The organism is Pseudaestuariivita atlantica, from assembly GCF_001205715.1.
In the GTDB taxonomy this organism is placed as follows: domain Bacteria; phylum Pseudomonadota; class Alphaproteobacteria; order Rhodobacterales; family Rhodobacteraceae; genus Pseudaestuariivita; species Pseudaestuariivita atlantica.
Genome location: NZ_AQQZ01000009.1, coordinates 1 through 16,019, shown reverse-complemented (window position 1 = coordinate 16,019; position 16,019 = coordinate 1). Strand labels below are relative to the sequence as shown.

The following is a 16,019-nucleotide window of genomic DNA, read 5'->3' as shown; positions in this document are numbered from 1 at the left end:
CGCTCAGGGCGTGTCCGACAGGAACATCGGGCCGCCCCGCCAGCGCGGAAACCCAAACCCCGCGACCATCGCCACGTCGATATCGGATGCACGCGCCGCGATCCCCTCGTCGAGGATCGCGGCACCTTCGCGCTGCATCGCGCCAAGGATGCGGGCCATGATCCGGTCGGCGTCGATGGGCCGGTCCGGGCGGTGGCGCGCCAGCAGCGCGGCCACGTCGGGGCAGGGGGCGGCAGCGCCCTCGTCATATCGGTACCAGCCGCGTCCCGTCTTGCGCCCGAACCATCCCGCCTCGCACAGCGCGTCCGAGATGGGCGCGGGCCGGTACCCCGGCACGCCCGCCGCCGCGCGGCGCTTGCGGGCGGCCCAGCCGATATCGAGCCCCGACAGGTCCTGCATTTCGAACACGCCCATGGGCATCCCGAAGCCGCGCATGGCGGCGTCGACCTCGTAGGGCGACGCGCCGCCTTCGATCAGCGCGTCGGCCTCCTGCCGGTAGGCGGTCAGCACCCGGTTGGCGATGAACCCGTCGCAGACGCCTGCCAGCACCGCTGTCTTGCCCAGCCGCTTTGACAGGGCCGCCGCCGTGGCGACGACATCGTCCGCCACGCCATCCGGCACCACGATTTCGAGCAGCTTCATGATATGCGCGGGCGCGAAGAAGTGCAGGCCGATCACCCGCGACGGGTCCGCCACGGTCCGCGCCAGCGCGGTCACGTCGAGATAGGAGGTGTTGGTCGCAAGGATCGCATCGGCCCGCGTCTGCGCGTCGAGCATCGCGAACACCTCGGTCTTGGCATCCCGATCCTCGAACACCGCCTCGATCACGAGGTCCGCTTGCGCAAGGTCCGCGGGCGCGGCGGAGGCCGAGAAGCGCATTTGCAGGCTGTCCCGCGCGCCTTGCGTCATGCGCCCGCGCGTGACCGCGCCGTCGAGGATCTGCGCGACCCGCATCGACCCGGCAGAGGCCGCGGGCGCGTCGCGTTCCATAAGGTGCACGGTCAGGCCCGCGAACAGGCAGGCGGCAGCGATACCCGATCCCATCGTGCCGCCGCCCACCACGGCAACCTGCTCCACCGGGCGGGTCGCGCCCTTGCAGCGCGGGTCCGAAAGCGTGCCGCGTTCGGCAAAGAAGATGTACCGCAGCGCGCGCGCCTGCGGATGGCCCTTGAGATCGAGGAAGGCCGCGCGTTCGGCGGCCAATGCTTCGGCTGCGGGCAGGTCCAGCGCGCGTTCCACGGCGCGCACCGCCTCGGCGACCGAGACCTGCCCGCGCGCCTTGGCGACCAGTGTCGCCGCCTGCCTGTCGAACGCATCGCGGTCTTGCGGCGCGCGCACCGCCCGGTCGAGCGTGGGTTCCGGCGTCACATCGCCCGCAAGCGCCGTTGCGGCGTCGAGCAGGTCTCCCCCTGCCACCGCGTCGATCAGGCCGGAGGCCAGCGCCGCGTCCGCCGGGACAGGCTTTCCGCCCGCGATCATGGTGAGCGCGACATCGGCGGGGACAAGGCGGGGCAGGCGCACCGTGCCGCCCGCGCCGGGGATTAGGCCAAGGTTGACCTCGGGCAGGCCCAGCCGCGTGCCGGGCGCGGCCACGCGGGCATGGCAGCCCATCGCCAGTTCCAGCCCGCCGCCCAGAACCGTGCCGTGCAACACCGCGATCCACGGTTTCGACGCGCCTTCGATGGCGGCGATCACGTCGGGCAGGTGCGGTTCCTGCGGCGGAGCGTCGAACTCGCGGATATCGGCACCGGCGACGAAGGTGCGGCCGGCGCAATGCAGGATCACGGCGGTGACGGCCGCGTCGGCCTCGCAATCCGCAACCGCCTTCATCAGGCCCGAACGGACCGCGTGGCTGGCGGCGTTGACCGGCGGATTGTCGATGGTGACGCGGGCGATGGCGCCGGTGCGGGTGACGGAAACGGTCATGCGGGCTCTTCCGGCTGCGGGGTCGGGTCGAGTGGTACGGGGCAGCGCGCGGGCACGCAAGGTGGCGCGCGGGGCTTGTCGGCGCGCGCGAAGCACGGAATAGTCCCGCAGAGCCGGTTGGCGGGCACCAGACCCGGTCGATCAGGGACAACAAGGGAGAGAGACGGATGAAGACTTGGATCGCAACACTTGCCGCGCTGGGCCTCACGGCGGGCGCCGCGCTGGCCGATGGGCATGGCGGGCTGAAAGTCGGCATGATCACCACCCTTTCGGGCGGCGGCGCGGGGCTTGGCCTTGACGTGCGGGACGGGTTCCTGCTGGCCGTCAAGCAGGCGGGCCGTGACGATATCGAGGTCGTGGTCGAAGACGACCAGCGCAAGCCCGACATCGCCGTGCAACTGGCCGACAAGATGATCCAGTCCGAAAAGGTCGACGTGCTGACCGGCATCATCTGGTCGAACCTTGCCATGGCGGTGGTTCCGTCGGCGACGGCGCAGGGCAAGTTCTACCTCTCGCCCAATGCCGGGCCGTCGGCGCTGGCGGGCAAGGGCTGCCACCCCAACTATTTCAACGTCGCGTGGCAGAACGACAACCTGCACGAGGCCGCGGGCGGCTATGCCACCAGCGCGGGCTACAAGAACAGCTTCATCCTTGCGCCCAACTACCCGGCGGGCAAGGACGCGCTGACGGGTTACAAGCGCATGTTCGGCGGTGACATCGCGGCCGAGATCTATACCGACCTTGGCCAGACGGACTATGCCTCGGAAATCGCGCAGATCCGCGCCTCGGGCGCCGACAGCGTGTTCTTCTTCCTGCCGGGCGGGATGGGGATTTCCTTCCTCAAGCAATACGCGGATTCGGGCGTCGACATTCCCGTCGTCGGGCCGGCCTTCTCGTTCGACCAGGGCATCCTGAAGGCGGTGGGCGAAGCGGCGCTGGGCGTGGTCAATACCTCGCAATGGTCGAAGGACATCGACAACGCGGCCAACGCGGCCTTCGTGGAAAGCTTCCAGGCGGAATACGGTCGCCTGCCGTCGCTTTATGCCAGCCAGGGGTTCGATACGGCGAACCTGATGATCTCGGCCTTTGACGTGGCGCATCCCGCCGAGGACCCGGACGCCTTCCGCGAGGCCCTGCGCAAGGCCGAGTTCGACAGCGTGCGGGGGGACTTCTCCTTCGCGTCGAACCAGCACCCGATCCAGGACATCTATGCCCGCGAGGTGGTGCAGGAGGGTGATGTCATCACCAACCGCATCGTCGGGGTCGCGCTGGAAAACCACGGCAACGCCTACGTGGACGACTGCAAGATGTAAGCGGTCGGAACGCACGCGATGCTGTTGCAAGCCTGCCTGAACGGGGGGCGGACGCGGGCCGAAGCGGCCCGCGTTCCCATCTCCGCCGCCGAGATCGCGGAGGACGCGCGCCTTGTGCACAAGGCGGGCGCAGGGGGCGTGCACGTGCATGCGCGGGATGACGAAGGGCGCGAATGCCTTGTGCCCGAGATCGTGGCGACCTGTGTCGCCGCGATCCGCGCCGCCGCGCCGGGCCTGCCCGTGGGGCTGGGCACCGGCCTCTGGTCCGATACCGGCGGGAAAAGCCGGGCCGAGGCGCTGGAAGGGTGGCAGGTCTGCCCCGATTACGTGTCCATAAACCTGAACGAGGCGGATGCATTCGACGTCATGCAGATCATGGCGGGTAAGGGCATCGGCATAGAGGCCGGGGTCTGGACCACCGATGACGCGCACCGGCTGGTGGCCGGGGCCGCTGCACCGGCCCTGCTGCGCGTGTTGATCGAAATTCAGGATGTGACGCCGGACGAGGCGTTGACGGAAGCTGCGGACATCATCGGCATTTTGGAAAGGGGCGGCGTGACCGCCCCGCTGCTGCTGCACGGCGAAGGGCAAAGCGCATGGGCCTGCGTGGCCGAAGCCGCGCGGCGCGGGCTGGACACCCGGATCGGGTACGAGGACGTGCTGCACATGCCCGACGGCACGCCCGCGCCGTCCAACGCGGACCTCCTGCGCGCCGCGGCACAGATGATGGCGCGGGCGGCATGAGCACGATCCTTCTGATCGAACAGGTCCTGAACGGCCTGCAATTCGGCGTCATGCTGTTCCTGATGGCGGCGGGCCTGACGCTGATCTTCGGGGTGATGGGGCTGATCAACCTCGCCCATGGCTCGCTTTACATGGTGGGGGCCTTTGCCGCCGCTGCCGTCGCGGGGGTGACGGGGTCCTTCGTGCTGGCGCTGGCGGCGGCGCTGGCGGCGGCGGCGCTGGCGGGTGCTGTAATCGAGATCGCGGTGATCCGAAGGCTCTACGCCGCGCCGCACCTTGACCAGGTGCTGGCGACCTTCGCGCTGATCCTGATCTTTTCCGAAGGCACGCGCTGGCTTTTCGGGTCCTTCCCCCTTTACCTCGACATCCCCGACGCGCTGTCGGGCCCGGTGACGCTGCCGGGCGGGATCGAGTACCCCCGCTACCGCCTTGCCCTGATCGCGATCGGGATCGCGGTGGCGCTGGGGCTGTGGTGGCTGACGGCGCGCACGCGGCTGGGTATCCGCATCCGCGCAGGCGAAAACGACCGGGAGATGATCGCGGCGCTGGGCGTCGATATCTCGCGCCTCTATACGCTCGTCTTCGCGCTGGGCGCGGCACTTGCGGGCCTTGCGGGCGCGCTGGTGGGGGCGATCCAGTCGGTACAGGTCGGGATGGGGGAGCCGGTGCTGATCCTCGCCTTCGTCGTGATCGTCATCGGCGGGATCGGGTCGATCAAGGGCGCCTTCGTGGGCGCGCTGCTCGTGGGGCTGACCGACACGCTGGGCGGGCTGTTCCTGCCCGCGCTGTTCCGGCTGTTCATGGCACCTGATGCCGCAACGCAGACGGGCGCGGCGCTGGCATCGATGGCGATCTACATCCTCATGGGGCTGGTCCTGGTCTGGCGGCCTGCGGGCCTGTTCGGGACGCGCGCCGCATGATACGCGAAAACGTTCTGAACGCCGGTATCCTGCTGGCCTTCGCCGCCGTGCCGCTCTGGGCGCTTTGGGCGGACGAGCCCTTCACCATAACGCTCGCCACCCGCGCCGCGATCCTCGCGCTGGCCGCCGTGGGGTTGAACATCGCGCTGGGGATCGGCGGGTTGGTGAGCCTTGGCCACGCGGCGTTCTTCGGCCTTGGCGGCTATGCCATGGGCATCCTCGCCCACCATGCGCAGACCTATGCACCGCTGGAGATCGGGCCGCTGACCATCGCCGGGACCAAGTCGATGCCGGTGATCTGGATCACCGCGCTTGTCGCCTCGGCGCTGGTTGCATGGGTGATCGGCAAGCTGAGCCTGCGGACAACCGGCGTCTATTTCATTATGATCACGCTCGCCTTCGGGCAGATGCTTTACTACTTCGCCATCTCGTGGAGCGCCTATGGCGGCGAGGACGGGCTTTCGATCTATGTCCGCAACGGCTTTCCCGGCCTCAACACGCTGGTCCCGATCCAGTTCTTCGGGCTGACCTTCGCTGTGCTGTTGGCGGCGCTGGTGCTGTTTGCCGCGCTGCGGTCATCGCCCTTCGGCCTCGCCCTGAACGCCGCGCGGCAGGCACCTGCGCGGGTGGCGGCGGTAGGGCTCGATCCGGCACGGCTGAAGCTCGTGGCCTTCGTCATCTCGGGTGCGGTCACGGGGCTTGCAGGCGCGCTTTATGCCGATCTCAACCGGTTCGTGTCGCCCACCATGTTCAGCTGGCAGCTGTCGGGCGAGCTGATCGTGCTGATCGTCATCGGCGGGGTGGGGCGGTTGATGGGCCCGGTCGTGGGCGCGGCGCTGTTCGTGGCGCTGGAGCACTGGCTGGGCGGGCTGACGGAATACTGGCTGATCGCGCTGGGCGGCATCCTTCTGGGGCTGGTCCTGTTCGCGCGCGGCGGGGTGATCGGGCTCTTGACCGGGAAGGCGGGGCCGCATGTCTGACGCCGTTCTGGAAACCCGTGGCCTGTCCAAGGCCTTCGGCGCGCTGAAGGCGACGGACGAGGTGAGCCTCGACCTGCGACCGGGAGAGATCCACGCCCTGATCGGCCCCAACGGTGCGGGCAAGTCGACCCTGATCGCACAGGTGAGCGGCGCGCTGCGCCCCGACCGGGGCAGCGTGCGGCTGGAGGGCCGGGACGTGACCGCCCGCAGTGTCGAGGCGCGGGCGCGGGCGGGTCTTGCGCGCACGTTCCAGATCTCGGCGCTGGCGATGGAGGACAGCGTGTTCGAGAACGCCGCGCTCGGTGCGCTGGGGGCCAGTGGCAGGCCGTGGCGCTTCCTGCGCCCCGTCGCCCGCGACGCCGCCCTGCGCGACCGCGCCATGGCGGCGCTGGAACGCGTAGGGCTTCAGGACGCGGCGGACACGCCGGTCTCTGCCCTGTCGCACGGCCAGCGGCGGCAATTGGAGGTCGCGGTGGCGCTGACGCTGCAACCGCGCGCCTTCGTGATGGACGAACCCATGGCGGGCCTCGGCGCGGACGGATCGCGGCGCATGACCGGCTTCCTCGACGGGTTGCGGGACGAGGCGCCGATCCTGCTGGTCGAACACGACATGGACGCCGTCTTTGCCCTTGCCGACCGGGTGAGCGTGCTGGTGTCGGGCCGCGTGATCGCGACCGGCACCGTGGCCGAGATCCGCCGCGACCCCGCCGTGCAGGCGGCCTATCTCGGGGACAGCGCATGAGCCTGCTGCATGTCTCTGCCCTGACCGCCCGCTACGGCGCGGCGCCGGCGCTGTTCGACGTGTCGCTTGACATCGGCGCGGGCGAGGTGGTGGCGCTGATGGGCCGCAACGGGATGGGCAAGACCACGACGGTCAAGGCCATCTGCGGGATGCTGCCGTGGGAGGGCACGATCCGGTTCGACGACGCGGACCTTGCGGGCTGGCCCAGTCACCGCATCGCGCGCGCCGGGATCGGGCTGGTGCCCGAGGGCCGCCGCCCGTTCCGCGACCTCACCGTGCGCGAGAACCTGATCGCGGCGGCACGAACGGGAGACTGGACGCTCGAACGGGTCGCGGACCTCTTCCCGCGCCTCGGCGAACGGTCGGGCCAACGGGCGGGCTCGCTGTCGGGCGGCGAACAGCAGATGCTGGCCATCGGCCGCGCCCTGATGACCAACCCGCGCCTTCTGATCCTCGACGAGGCGACCGAGGGGCTGGCCCCGCTGGTGCGGCAGGAAATCTGGGCGGCGATCGCGCGGCTGAAACGGGATACCGGGCTTGCGATCCTCGTGATCGACAAATCGGTGCGGGAACTGGCGCAGGTCGCGGATCGCGCGGTGATCCTCGAACGGGGCAAGACGGCGTGGCAGGGTGGAATGGCCGACCTCACGCCCGACATATCGGAACGACTGGTGGGAGTGTGACGCATGGCCGACGCGCTGAAAGAGGTGTTCATCTGCGACTACGTGCGCACGCCCATCGGGCGGTACGGCGGTGCGCTGTCGGGGATGCGGGCGGACGATCTGGCCGCGCATCCGATCCGCGTGTTGATGGCGCGCGCGGCGGGCCTCGATCCCGCCGAGGTGGACCAGGTCGTCTGGGGCGCGGCCAACCAGGCGGGGGAGGACAACCGCAACGTTGCACGCATGGCGGCGCTTCTGGCGGGCCTCCCGCCCGAGGTACCGGGGGTAACGGTCAACCGGCTCTGCGCCTCCGGCCTCGACGCGGTGATCGCGGGCGCGCGGCAGGTGCAGGTGGGGGAGGCCGACCTTGTGATCGCGGGTGGATCAGAGAGCATGAGCCGCGCGCCCTTCGTCATGGCCAAGGCCACGGCGGCCTTCGACAGGCGGGCCGAGGTCTTTGACACGACCATTGGCTGGCGGTTCGTCAACCGCGCGATGGCCAAGGCCTATGGCACCGATGCGATGCCCGAGACGGCGGAAAACGTGGCCGCCGACTGGTCCGTCGCCCGCGCCGATCAGGATGCCTTCGCCCTTGCCAGCCAGGAACGGTGCGCCGCCGCGCAGGCCTCGGGCCGACTGGCGGAAGAGATCGCTCCGGTGAGCCTTGCGCAACGCAAGGGCCCGCCGGTGGAAGTCTCGCAAGACGAACATCCCCGCGCCACGACGCTTGAAAAACTTGCCAGCCTTCCCACGCCCTTCCGCGAGGGCGGCAGCGTCACGGCGGGCAATGCCTCGGGCGTGAACGACGGCGCGGCGGCGCTGGTCCTTGCGAGCGAGGCGGCGGTCAAGCGCCACGGCCTGACGCCGCTTGCGCGCTATGGCGGGGCAGCGAGTGCCGGGGTCGCGCCACGCGTCATGGGGATCGGTCCGGTGCCGGCGGTGCGGAAACTGTGCGCGCAGACGGGGCTGAGCGTGGATGCGTTTGACCGGATCGAGTTGAACGAGGCGTTTGCCGCGCAGGCCATCGCCGTGTGTCGTGATCTGGGCCTCGACCCGGTGGCGCCGCACCTCAACCCCAATGGCGGGGCCATCGCGCTGGGCCACCCGCTGGGCATGACCGGCGCGCGGCTTGCGGGCACGGCGGCGCACGACATCGGCAAGGGGCGCGCGACGGCGGCGCTGGTGACGCTGTGCGTGGGTGTCGGGCAGGGCGTGGCGATGGCGCTGCACCGGCCCTGACTTCAGGCGTTACGTGAAAAGGTTGCCGTAAGTCTCTCGCAACACGTTCTTTTGCACCTTACCCATCGTGTTGCGCGGCAGCGCGTCGACCATCTCGATCAACTTGGGCTGTTTGTAGCGCGCGAGGTCGGGCGCGATGGCGGCGGCAATGGCGTCCGGCGTGGCCGGGTCGCTGGAGGTGCCCACGACAATCGCCACGACCGCCTCCCCGAAATCGGGATGCGGCACGCCGATTACGGCGCTTTCGACCACGCCCGGCACGTCGTCGATCAGCACCTCGACTTCCTTGGGATAGACGTTGTAGCCGCCCGAGATGACAAGGTCCTTCGCCCGCCCGATGATGTGCAGGTACCCGTCCGCGTCGATCCGCCCGATATCGCCGGTGACGAAGAAGCCGTCGGCCAACAACTCCTCGGCGGTCTTTTCGGGCAGGTTCCAATAGCCCTTGAACACGTTCGGCCCACGCACCTCGACGATGCCGGGGTCGCCGTCGGCGACCGGGGTGCCCTTGCCGTCGGTCAGGCGCAGGTCGACCCCCGGCAGGGGGAAGCCCACGGTGCCCGCGCGCCGCTCCCCGTCATAGGGGTTCGACGTGTTCATGTTGGTTTCGGTCATGCCGTAGCGTTCGAGGATGCGGTGGCCCGTCGCCGCTTCCCACTGAACATGCGTCTCGGCCAGCAGCGGGGCCGATCCCGACACGAAAAGGCGCATGCCGCGCGCGGCCTCGGCCAGCCCGTCCTGCTGCAAGAGCCGGGTGTAGAAGGTCGGCACGCCCATCAGCGCGGTCGCGTGTGGCAGCGCGTCTAGGATCGCCTGCGCGTCGAAGCCCGGCTGGAAGATCATCTGCCCGCCCGCCACCAGCGTCACGTTGGTCGCCACGAACAGCCCGTGGGTGTGAAAGATCGGAAGCGCGTGGATCAGCACGTCATCCGCCGTGAACCGCCAGTATTCCGCCAGCGTGCGCGCGTTGTCGGCTAGGTTGCCGTGGCTCAGCATCGCGCCCTTGGGCTTGCCGGTCGTGCCCGAGGTATAAAGGATCGCCGCTAGGTCATCCGGGCCGCGCGGCACCGGGTCGAAGCCCGCCGGTTGCGCCGCCGCCCCGTCGGCAAGGCTGCCCCCGCCCGACGCATTGAGCGTCATCAGAGAGGCAGGGGTGAGCGCGGCGATGTCGGCCTTGGCGTCGGGGTCGCAGACGAAGACGCGCGGGTCGGCATCGGTGATGAAATGCTGCAATTCGGCGCTGGTATAGCCGGTGTTGAGCGGCAGGAAGACCCCGCCCGCCATCACGGTGCCCACGTAAAGTTGCAGTGCGGTCAAGGACTTGGAAACCTGCGCGGCAACCCTGTCACCCGGTTGCACGCCTTCGGCGGCCAGCAGCGCGGCGATCCGCGCCGCCCCGTCATGGAACGCGCCATAGGTCACGGTGGCCCCGTCCGGCATCCGGGCAAGCGGGGCGTCGGGGCGGGCCGAAAGGCCAAGCGCCTCTATCAGGTGGTTGGTCACGGGGGTCGCCTCGATCTGGATTACAGCAGCGTGCCCTGTTCGGGCGGCGGGGGTTTCGGTTTGCGGGCCTTGGGTTTGGGCGCGGCGGCGGGCGCGCCGGGGGTCACGACCCCGTCCCGGAACTCGATTTCGAGCGATTGCGCCTTGCTGGCCGCCTTGGCGGTGGTCACGACCTCGCCATCGCCGCGCACGATGGCATAGCCGCGCGCCAACGTGCCGCGATGGCTGAGCGTCTCCAGCAGGCGCGCCTGCGCGTCGAGCCGTTGCGCCGCGCGCGGGGCGATCTGGGCACCGACGGCAACGAGCCGCGCGGCCAGACGGTCGAGGTCAGCGGCGTTGCGCGACAATGCGGTGCGCGGCGGGACAAGCCGGGCCGAGGCGCGGTCGAGCGCGTCGCGCCGTTGACGCACGGCGCGGTGCAGCGCGGGATCGAGCTGCGCGGCACGGGTGGCCAGCATGTCGGCGGCGCGCGACAGCCGCGCGGTCAGCAGGGAGGGGCGCAGGGCCCCGGCCTCGCTCAGTGCCAGCCGCCGCAGCCGGATCCCGGCCAGCAGCGCGCGGGGCAGGTCGGCATCGGCGCGGTCGATCCGCTGCCGCGCGCCGTCGAACAACCGGTCGGGCGTCGGCAGGGCGCGGGCGAGGTCGGCCAGCCGCTGCCGCCGCTGGTCGAGCCGAGTGTTCAGCGCCGAGGTCATGCGCGCGCCCTGTTCCTCGCACCATGCCAGCAGGTCCCGGCGCACCGGCACCGCCATTTCCGCCGCCGCCGTGGGCGTCGGCGCGCGCCGGTCGGCGGCGTGGTCGATCAGCGTGGTGTCCGTTTCGTGCCCCACGGCGGAAATCAGCGGGATGTCGGACGCGGCCGCGGCGCGCACCACGACCTCTTCGTTGAAGCACCAAAGGTCCTCGACCGAGCCACCGCCGCGCGCGACGATCAGAAGGTCGGGCCGGGGCAGCGCGCCGCCGGGGGTCAGCGCGTTGAACCCTTCGATGGCGCGGGCCACCTGTTCGGCGCTGCCCTGTCCCTGCACCAGCACCGGCCAGACCAGCACCTTGCGCGGGAACCGGTCGCGCAGGCGGTGCAGGATGTCGCGGATCACCGCGCCCTGTGGCGAGGTCACGACGCCGATGATGTGCGGCAGGTAGGGAAGGGGCTTCTTGCGGCCGTCGTCGAACAGCCCCTCGGCGGCCAGCGCCTTGCGCCGCCGTTCGAGCATCGCCATCAGCGCGCCTTCGCCCGCCAGTTGCAGGCGCGTGGCGTTCAGCGCGAACTTGGACTGGAAGCCCGAGGCGGTCATCTGCCCCTCGGCCACGACCTCCATCCCCTCTTCGGGGCGCAGGCCCAGCCCCGCGACCTGACCCTTCCACGTCATGCAGGACAGGACGTTGCGATCGTCCTTGAGGTCGAAATACAGATGCCCCGACCGCGCCAGCACCACGCGGCCCACCTCTCCCCTGACGCGGACATAGCCAAGCTCGCGCTCGACCAGCCGTTTCACCCGCCCGGCAAGGTCCGTGACGGTGAATTCCGGCACGTTGCGGCCGGGTTGGGGATCGTCGATCAGGTCCATGGGGCTCGGTTGTTGCTCTTGGCCTCGCGCAAGCCTAGAACGCCCCGACGAAAAGGCCAAGACGGGAGCCAGCGGGGCGGGACGCATGAACATTCTGATCCTTGGAAGCGGCGGGCGCGAACACAGCCTCGCATGGGCCTGCGCCCAGAACCCCAAATGCGACCGGCTGATCGTGGCTCCGGGCAATGCGGGGATGGCCGGGCTGGCGGAATGCGCCGAGATCGACATCCTCGACGGGGGCCGCGTCGCGGAATTCGTGGAGGCCGAGGCCGTCGATTTCGTCATCATCGGCCCCGAGGCGCCGCTGGCCGCGGGCGTGGCCGACCGGCTGCGCGCGGCGGGCGTGCTGGTCTTCGGGCCAAGTGCTGCGGCGGCGCGGCTCGAAGCCTCGAAGGCGTTCACCAAGGAGATCTGCGACGCATCCGGCGCACCGACCGCGGCCTATGGCCATTTCACCGACCGCGACGCGGCACTCGCCTATGTCGAGGAGCAGGGCGCGCCGCTGGTCGTGAAGGCCGACGGGCTTGCTGCGGGCAAGGGCGTGATCCTGTGCGCGACGGTCGAGGAAGCCCGCGCGGCGGTTGACGAGATGTTCGGCGGCGCCTTCGGCGATGCCGGCGCCGAGGTGGTGATCGAAGAGTTCATGGAGGGCGAGGAGGCCTCGTTCTTCATTCTCTGCGACGGCACGGACATCTGCGCCATCGGTACCGCGCAGGACCACAAGCGCGTGGGCGAGGGCGATACCGGCCCCAATACCGGCGGCATGGGCGCCTATTCCCCGGCCCCGGTGATGACCGATGCCGTGACCGAACGCGCGCTGGACGAGATCGTGCGCCCCACGGTGGCGGAAATGGCGCGGCGCGGCACGCCTTACCAAGGGGTCCTGTATGCCGGCCTGATGATCAAGGACGGTGCGCCGCGGCTGGTGGAATACAACGTCCGCTTCGGCGACCCGGAATGCCAGGTCCTGATGCTGCGGCTGGGCGCGCAGGCGCTGGACCTGATGCAGGCCTGCGCCGAGGGCAAGCTGGCCGAAGTCGCGCCCAACTGGGGCAACGACCACGCGATGACGGTCGTCCTTGCCGCGCAGGGCTATCCCGGTGCCTATGCCAAGGGCAGCGTCATCGGCGGGCTCGACGATCTGCCGGATGACAGCTGGCAGACCTGCTTCCACGCCGGCACCAAGGTCGCCGGTGGCGCAACCGTGGCTGCCGGCGGCCGGGTCCTGAACTGCACCGCGCGCGGCCACACTCTGGAAGAGGCCCGCGACCGCGCCTATGCCATGGTCGACGCGATCGACTGGCCCGAAGGCTTTGCCCGCCGCGACATCGGCTGGCGCGCGATCAACCGGGACGGCTGACAAGCCGCCGCCCCCTCCCGGACATGCACGCAACCGGTGCGCACTACGCGTCGGGACCACCGGACCGATGGTGCGGCCCACGCGCCGTGCCTTTCCACGTAGCTCATCGTTTTGCGAACCGGTGGAGAGACAGGTTCGCCGGGAACTGATCGGTGCAGCGGGCGTGCGGGTCGACAGCCGATTTCTGCCCCGATTACCGCAACTCCCTGGTTCTACAGGTTCACGCCTTCGGATGCGGGAAGCGGTTCCATGGCTGCGACGACGGAGCGGGCAATGATCCGCCATAAGCACGTGTTTATTTGGCGGTTCATAAACCGCTGGCCACTGTTCTTGCGCGATCTCTTCCCCGACATCACGGCAAGCGACAACATGGGTTGCCGCGTTTCGGCACCACATCTTCGGTGCCACGATCAAAGGAAAGACACATGCGCCAATTCGCACTGATCGCGCTGATGGCTATTGCCACCCCCGCGCTTGCCGAAGACCTGACGATGGACAGCGTTCTTGGCACCACGATGCAAGAGGTCCAGGCCTCGCTGGCCGCCATGGGCTACGAGGTTCGCAAGGCGGAGATGGAAGACGGCATGATCGAGGTCTACTTCGTCCGCGACCGCGAGAGGGGTGAGGTCTACGTCAACCCGCAGACCGGTGCCGTGACGAAGCTCAAGCTCAAGAGCTGACGCCATGATCACCGTCGAACAGACAGCCAGCGGGCGCGCAAGCGCCCGCGAGGTCGTCGTCTGGGACCCGCTGGTGCGGCTGATCCACTGGTCGCTTGCGCTCACCATCCTGCTCAACGGCGCGTTCGTGGAGGAGGAAAGCAAAGCCCATGAGTGGATCGGCTATGTCGCTCTCGGATTGGTCGGCTTGCGCCTCGTCTGGGCGCTGTTCGGGCCGGCCTATGCGCGCTTTTCCGCCTTTCCGCCCAGCCCCGCACGCGCCGTGAGACACCTGCGCGCGATCGTTCGCGGCAACAGGTCGGTCCATCTGTCGCACAACCCCCTCGGGACGCTGATGGTCTACAACATCTGGGCAAGCGTGATCGCCATTGGCGTGACCGGCTACATGATGACGACGATCACGTTCTTCGGCGTGGAGTGGGTCGAGGAAGCGCACGAGGTCCTCTTCGGCTGGCTTCTTTTCTCGGTATCCCTGCACGTTGCGGGCGTTGCATTCGATACATGGTGGTCCGGTGTCAATCTGGTCCGCGCCATGATAAACGGCAGGAAGACAATTCCCGAAGGGCGCAAGGTCCAATGAAACTCGGGCTCTGGCCTGCGAAAACCAAGGAAAGGCGCGCAACAGTTCTTGCGGGCCTTATCCTTTTGCAGGGCGTATCGGCGCTGTTTTTCATCGGTGACGTGATTCTCGATTTTCGCGAGGACGGGCATCTCGACAACCCCCACCTGCTGCTTGAATCGATCGCTGCCGTGGCACTGGTGTCCGGTGTGATCTTCCTGATGATCGAATTGCGCGGATTGATGTCGCGGATGTCGGACATGCAGACGGGACTCGATATCGCGCACGGGCATATGGCGGCGATTGTCGGGGAGTTCTTCGACGAGTGGAACCTGACGCAGGCGGAAAGAGACGTCGCCCTCATGATCCTGAAAGGGTTGGACAATGACGCGATCGCACGGGTCCGGAACACCGCGTCGGGGACGGTCCGGGCGCAGGCGACCAGTATCTACGCCAAATCGAACTCCGACGGGCGCGCCCAGTTCATCAGCCTTTTCGTCGAAGAATTGATCGCCGGGAACGAGCGCCTCGCCCAAGGCGCCTGACATCGCCCGGAAGGCAAGGACATCCCCGACCATGCGCCCGACAATGGCATTCGCACATCCAAGCCATGGCTCGTGACGGCGCCCCGCTATCGACGCCGCTCCGCGCCTTTGGTAGGGGACGCCATGGCCCCCACGCTCGACACAGCCGCGCGCCTTTCGGTCGCGCCGATGATGGATTGGACCGACGGTTCGAAAAGCCTGTGATTTTTCAATTTCTTGAGGTCATGTTGTAACTCGTGTTGTAAATCATGTTGTAAGTCCGTCCCGGCCCTGCGCACAAAAATCAGGCGGAGAATTTCACCCTTTATCGCCAAGTGATCTCATTTTATCATTTAATTTCATTTGTTTAAGTTTTTTCCGGACCGGCTTTGCGCGAATTTTGGGCGATGGGGTTTGAGCCACTTGGATTGGACGGACCGAATCGGTGAGAAAACCGCTCCCCAGATCAAATCCAACCGGTGTTTTGGGGTCTGGGAAGAGCCTCTTCTGAAGAGCCGATAGTCACTACTTGAAGGCGTCCCGCTCGTACAGCGCGACCTCGCGGCGCTTGTCGAGATAGGCGGCGAGATCCGAGAGATGGACACCCTTCGCGCTCTTCTGACTGCGCTCCGATCGCACCAGCGGCAGATCGATTTCACCGGAACTGACCTTCCTAAGGAACTTCGGCAAGGTCAGATGGGAAAAGTAGTCTTTGCAGACCGCATCGACTGGCACGACCGCGCGGCCATCATATTGAGCCATCAGGAGAAAAAGCGTGTTCATCGGTCAGTCTCGGTGGTTTCTCTCCTCCGCATCCTGACCTCAGCCGCGTTGTTCATCAATGCGAGCGGGCGGCGGCGTTTGGCGGGAGCAGGGTCCTTGATCGTGAAAAGGGCGGCACGCGGCGGCGACAGGTGGCGAACAAATAGGACGCAATGCGATCAAATCGGCGGGTGTTCCTGCGGACGTTCACCGCGTTTCTGAGAGCCAGAGGCGGGCAGGGAGGGCCGTGACGGGTTGAGGGCTGGAGGAGAGGCCTCCGGCGCCCGTCGCGGAGGCTTCCCAATGAACACCGAAATCATCGATGCCGGGCGTAATTTCAGCGGCGGCTACAAGGTGGATGTGTCGCGCGGCGAGAACGTGGACCGCGTGTCGTCCGAGTGGTTCTCACGGCCCGACGACGAGCGGTATCTGTCGCTCGACGATCTCTTTGCTTCGGTCAAGGGACGGGCGGAGCGGAGCCGGACGCGCACGGTGGAAAGTGCGGCGATCTGAACCGCCCCGGGTTTACCGGAGAGT

Annotated in this window: 15 protein-coding genes and 1 pseudogene; 12 read left to right on the top strand and 4 right to left on the bottom strand. The window is 68.3% G+C overall.

The window, feature by feature from the left end:
* Positions 1-3: 3 nt before the first annotated feature.
* On the bottom strand, positions 4-1,926 hold the full coding sequence (locus ATO11_RS17045; RefSeq protein ID WP_050532128.1) for a 3-hydroxyacyl-CoA dehydrogenase NAD-binding domain-containing protein: 1,923 nt from the start codon (positions 1,924-1,926) through the stop codon (positions 4-6).
* A gap of 167 nt (positions 1,927-2,093) precedes the next feature.
* On the opposite strand from ATO11_RS17045, the gene ATO11_RS17040 reads away from it, so the two are divergent.
* From ATO11_RS17040 to pcaF, 7 genes are read left to right on the top strand one after another with little or no spacing between them, the layout of a single operon-like run.
* On the top strand, positions 2,094-3,239 hold the full coding sequence (locus ATO11_RS17040) for an ABC transporter substrate-binding protein (protein ID WP_050532127.1): 1,146 nt from the start codon (positions 2,094-2,096) through the stop codon (positions 3,237-3,239).
* A gap of 18 nt (positions 3,240-3,257) precedes the next feature.
* Positions 3,258-3,983 (top strand): 3-keto-5-aminohexanoate cleavage protein, encoded by a 726-nt coding sequence (locus tag ATO11_RS17035; RefSeq protein ID WP_050532126.1) that lies wholly within the window; start codon positions 3,258-3,260, stop codon positions 3,981-3,983.
* Positions 3,980-4,903 carry a branched-chain amino acid ABC transporter permease gene (locus ATO11_RS17030; RefSeq protein ID WP_050532125.1) on the top strand — a complete coding sequence of 308 codons (924 nt, stop codon included), beginning with the start codon at positions 3,980-3,982 and terminating at the stop codon, positions 4,901-4,903. The genes ATO11_RS17035 and ATO11_RS17030 overlap by 4 nt, the downstream gene beginning before the upstream one ends.
* Complete coding sequence (locus tag ATO11_RS17025) at positions 4,900-5,883, top strand: branched-chain amino acid ABC transporter permease (RefSeq protein ID WP_050532124.1); 984 nt, start codon at positions 4,900-4,902, stop codon at positions 5,881-5,883. Before ATO11_RS17030 ends, ATO11_RS17025 begins: the two co-directional genes overlap by 4 nt.
* Entirely contained in the window at positions 5,876-6,625 is a 750-nt protein-coding gene (locus ATO11_RS17020; protein WP_050532123.1) for an ABC transporter ATP-binding protein, read from the top strand. Before ATO11_RS17025 ends, ATO11_RS17020 begins: the two co-directional genes overlap by 8 nt.
* A complete protein-coding gene (locus tag ATO11_RS17015) occupies positions 6,622-7,308 on the top strand; it encodes an ABC transporter ATP-binding protein (RefSeq protein ID WP_050532122.1) in 687 nt (228 codons plus the stop codon). Before ATO11_RS17020 ends, ATO11_RS17015 begins: the two co-directional genes overlap by 4 nt.
* A gap of 15 nt (positions 7,309-7,323) precedes the next feature.
* Positions 7,324-8,526, top strand: a complete 1,203-nt coding sequence (gene pcaF, locus ATO11_RS17010; protein ID WP_050532295.1) for a 3-oxoadipyl-CoA thiolase — start codon at positions 7,324-7,326, stop codon at positions 8,524-8,526.
* 9 nt (positions 8,527-8,535) lie between these two features.
* Here pcaF and ATO11_RS17005 read toward each other — a convergent pair whose 3' ends face one another.
* Entirely contained in the window at positions 8,536-10,029 is a 1,494-nt protein-coding gene (locus tag ATO11_RS17005; RefSeq protein WP_082176407.1) for a malonate--CoA ligase, read from the bottom strand.
* Between the two features lie 20 nt (positions 10,030-10,049).
* Complete coding sequence (gene xseA, locus ATO11_RS17000) at positions 10,050-11,597, bottom strand: exodeoxyribonuclease VII large subunit (protein ID WP_050532120.1); 1,548 nt, start codon at positions 11,595-11,597, stop codon at positions 10,050-10,052.
* Between the two features lie 85 nt (positions 11,598-11,682).
* Between xseA and purD the strand changes: the two genes are divergently transcribed.
* The 4 genes from purD to ATO11_RS16980 all read left to right on the top strand — a co-directional run bounded on the left by purD (position 11,683) and on the right by ATO11_RS16980 (position 14,741).
* Positions 11,683-12,957, top strand: coding sequence for a phosphoribosylamine--glycine ligase (gene purD, locus ATO11_RS16995; RefSeq protein ID WP_050532119.1), 1,275 nt, complete (start codon positions 11,683-11,685; stop codon positions 12,955-12,957).
* 425 nt (positions 12,958-13,382) lie between these two features.
* Positions 13,383-13,637 carry a PepSY domain-containing protein gene (locus ATO11_RS16990; protein WP_050532118.1) on the top strand — a complete coding sequence of 85 codons (255 nt, stop codon included), beginning with the start codon at positions 13,383-13,385 and terminating at the stop codon, positions 13,635-13,637.
* Between the two features lie 4 nt (positions 13,638-13,641).
* Positions 13,642-14,217 (top strand): cytochrome b/b6 domain-containing protein, encoded by a 576-nt coding sequence (locus tag ATO11_RS16985; RefSeq protein WP_050532117.1) that lies wholly within the window; start codon positions 13,642-13,644, stop codon positions 14,215-14,217.
* The gene (locus ATO11_RS16980) at positions 14,214-14,741 is read left to right on the top strand and encodes a helix-turn-helix transcriptional regulator (RefSeq protein ID WP_050532116.1); all 528 of its coding nucleotides are present in this window, start codon (positions 14,214-14,216) and stop codon (positions 14,739-14,741) included. Before ATO11_RS16985 ends, ATO11_RS16980 begins: the two co-directional genes overlap by 4 nt.
* 504 nt (positions 14,742-15,245) lie before the next feature.
* On the opposite strand, the gene ATO11_RS16975 is transcribed toward ATO11_RS16980, so the two are convergent.
* Positions 15,246-15,503 carry a pyocin activator PrtN family protein gene (locus ATO11_RS16975; RefSeq protein ID WP_050532115.1) on the bottom strand — a complete coding sequence of 86 codons (258 nt, stop codon included), beginning with the start codon at positions 15,501-15,503 and terminating at the stop codon, positions 15,246-15,248.
* A 282-nt stretch (positions 15,504-15,785) separates the two neighbouring features.
* Between ATO11_RS16975 and ATO11_RS16970 the strand changes: the two are divergent.
* Positions 15,786-15,992: pseudogene (locus ATO11_RS16970) on the top strand (DUF932 domain-containing protein); the annotation flags it as partial.
* Between the last annotated feature and the right edge of the window lie 27 nt (positions 15,993-16,019).

Excerpts from the sequence above, each read along its gene's own strand:
- ATO11_RS16980 (WP_050532116.1), top strand. The coding sequence starts at position 14,214 with ATGAAACTCGGGCTCTGGCCTGCGAAAACCAAGGAAAGGCGCGCAACA.
- xseA (WP_050532120.1), bottom strand. The coding sequence starts at position 11,597 with ATGGACCTGATCGACGATCCCCAACCCGGCCGCAACGTGCCGGAATTC.
- ATO11_RS17030 (WP_050532125.1), top strand. The coding sequence starts at position 3,980 with ATGAGCACGATCCTTCTGATCGAACAGGTCCTGAACGGCCTGCAATTC.
- ATO11_RS17045 (WP_050532128.1), bottom strand. The coding sequence starts at position 1,926 with ATGACCGTTTCCGTCACCCGCACCGGCGCCATCGCCCGCGTCACCATC.
- ATO11_RS16990 (WP_050532118.1), top strand. The coding sequence starts at position 13,383 with ATGCGCCAATTCGCACTGATCGCGCTGATGGCTATTGCCACCCCCGCG.
- ATO11_RS16975 (WP_050532115.1), bottom strand. The coding sequence starts at position 15,503 with ATGAACACGCTTTTTCTCCTGATGGCTCAATATGATGGCCGCGCGGTC.
- ATO11_RS17025 (WP_050532124.1), top strand. The coding sequence starts at position 4,900 with ATGATACGCGAAAACGTTCTGAACGCCGGTATCCTGCTGGCCTTCGCC.
- ATO11_RS17040 (WP_050532127.1), top strand. The coding sequence starts at position 2,094 with ATGAAGACTTGGATCGCAACACTTGCCGCGCTGGGCCTCACGGCGGGC.
- ATO11_RS17015 (WP_050532122.1), top strand. The coding sequence starts at position 6,622 with ATGAGCCTGCTGCATGTCTCTGCCCTGACCGCCCGCTACGGCGCGGCG.
- ATO11_RS17020 (WP_050532123.1), top strand. The coding sequence starts at position 5,876 with ATGTCTGACGCCGTTCTGGAAACCCGTGGCCTGTCCAAGGCCTTCGGC.
- ATO11_RS16985 (WP_050532117.1), top strand. The coding sequence starts at position 13,642 with ATGATCACCGTCGAACAGACAGCCAGCGGGCGCGCAAGCGCCCGCGAG.
- ATO11_RS17035 (WP_050532126.1), top strand. The coding sequence starts at position 3,258 with ATGCTGTTGCAAGCCTGCCTGAACGGGGGGCGGACGCGGGCCGAAGCG.
- purD (WP_050532119.1), top strand. The coding sequence starts at position 11,683 with ATGAACATTCTGATCCTTGGAAGCGGCGGGCGCGAACACAGCCTCGCA.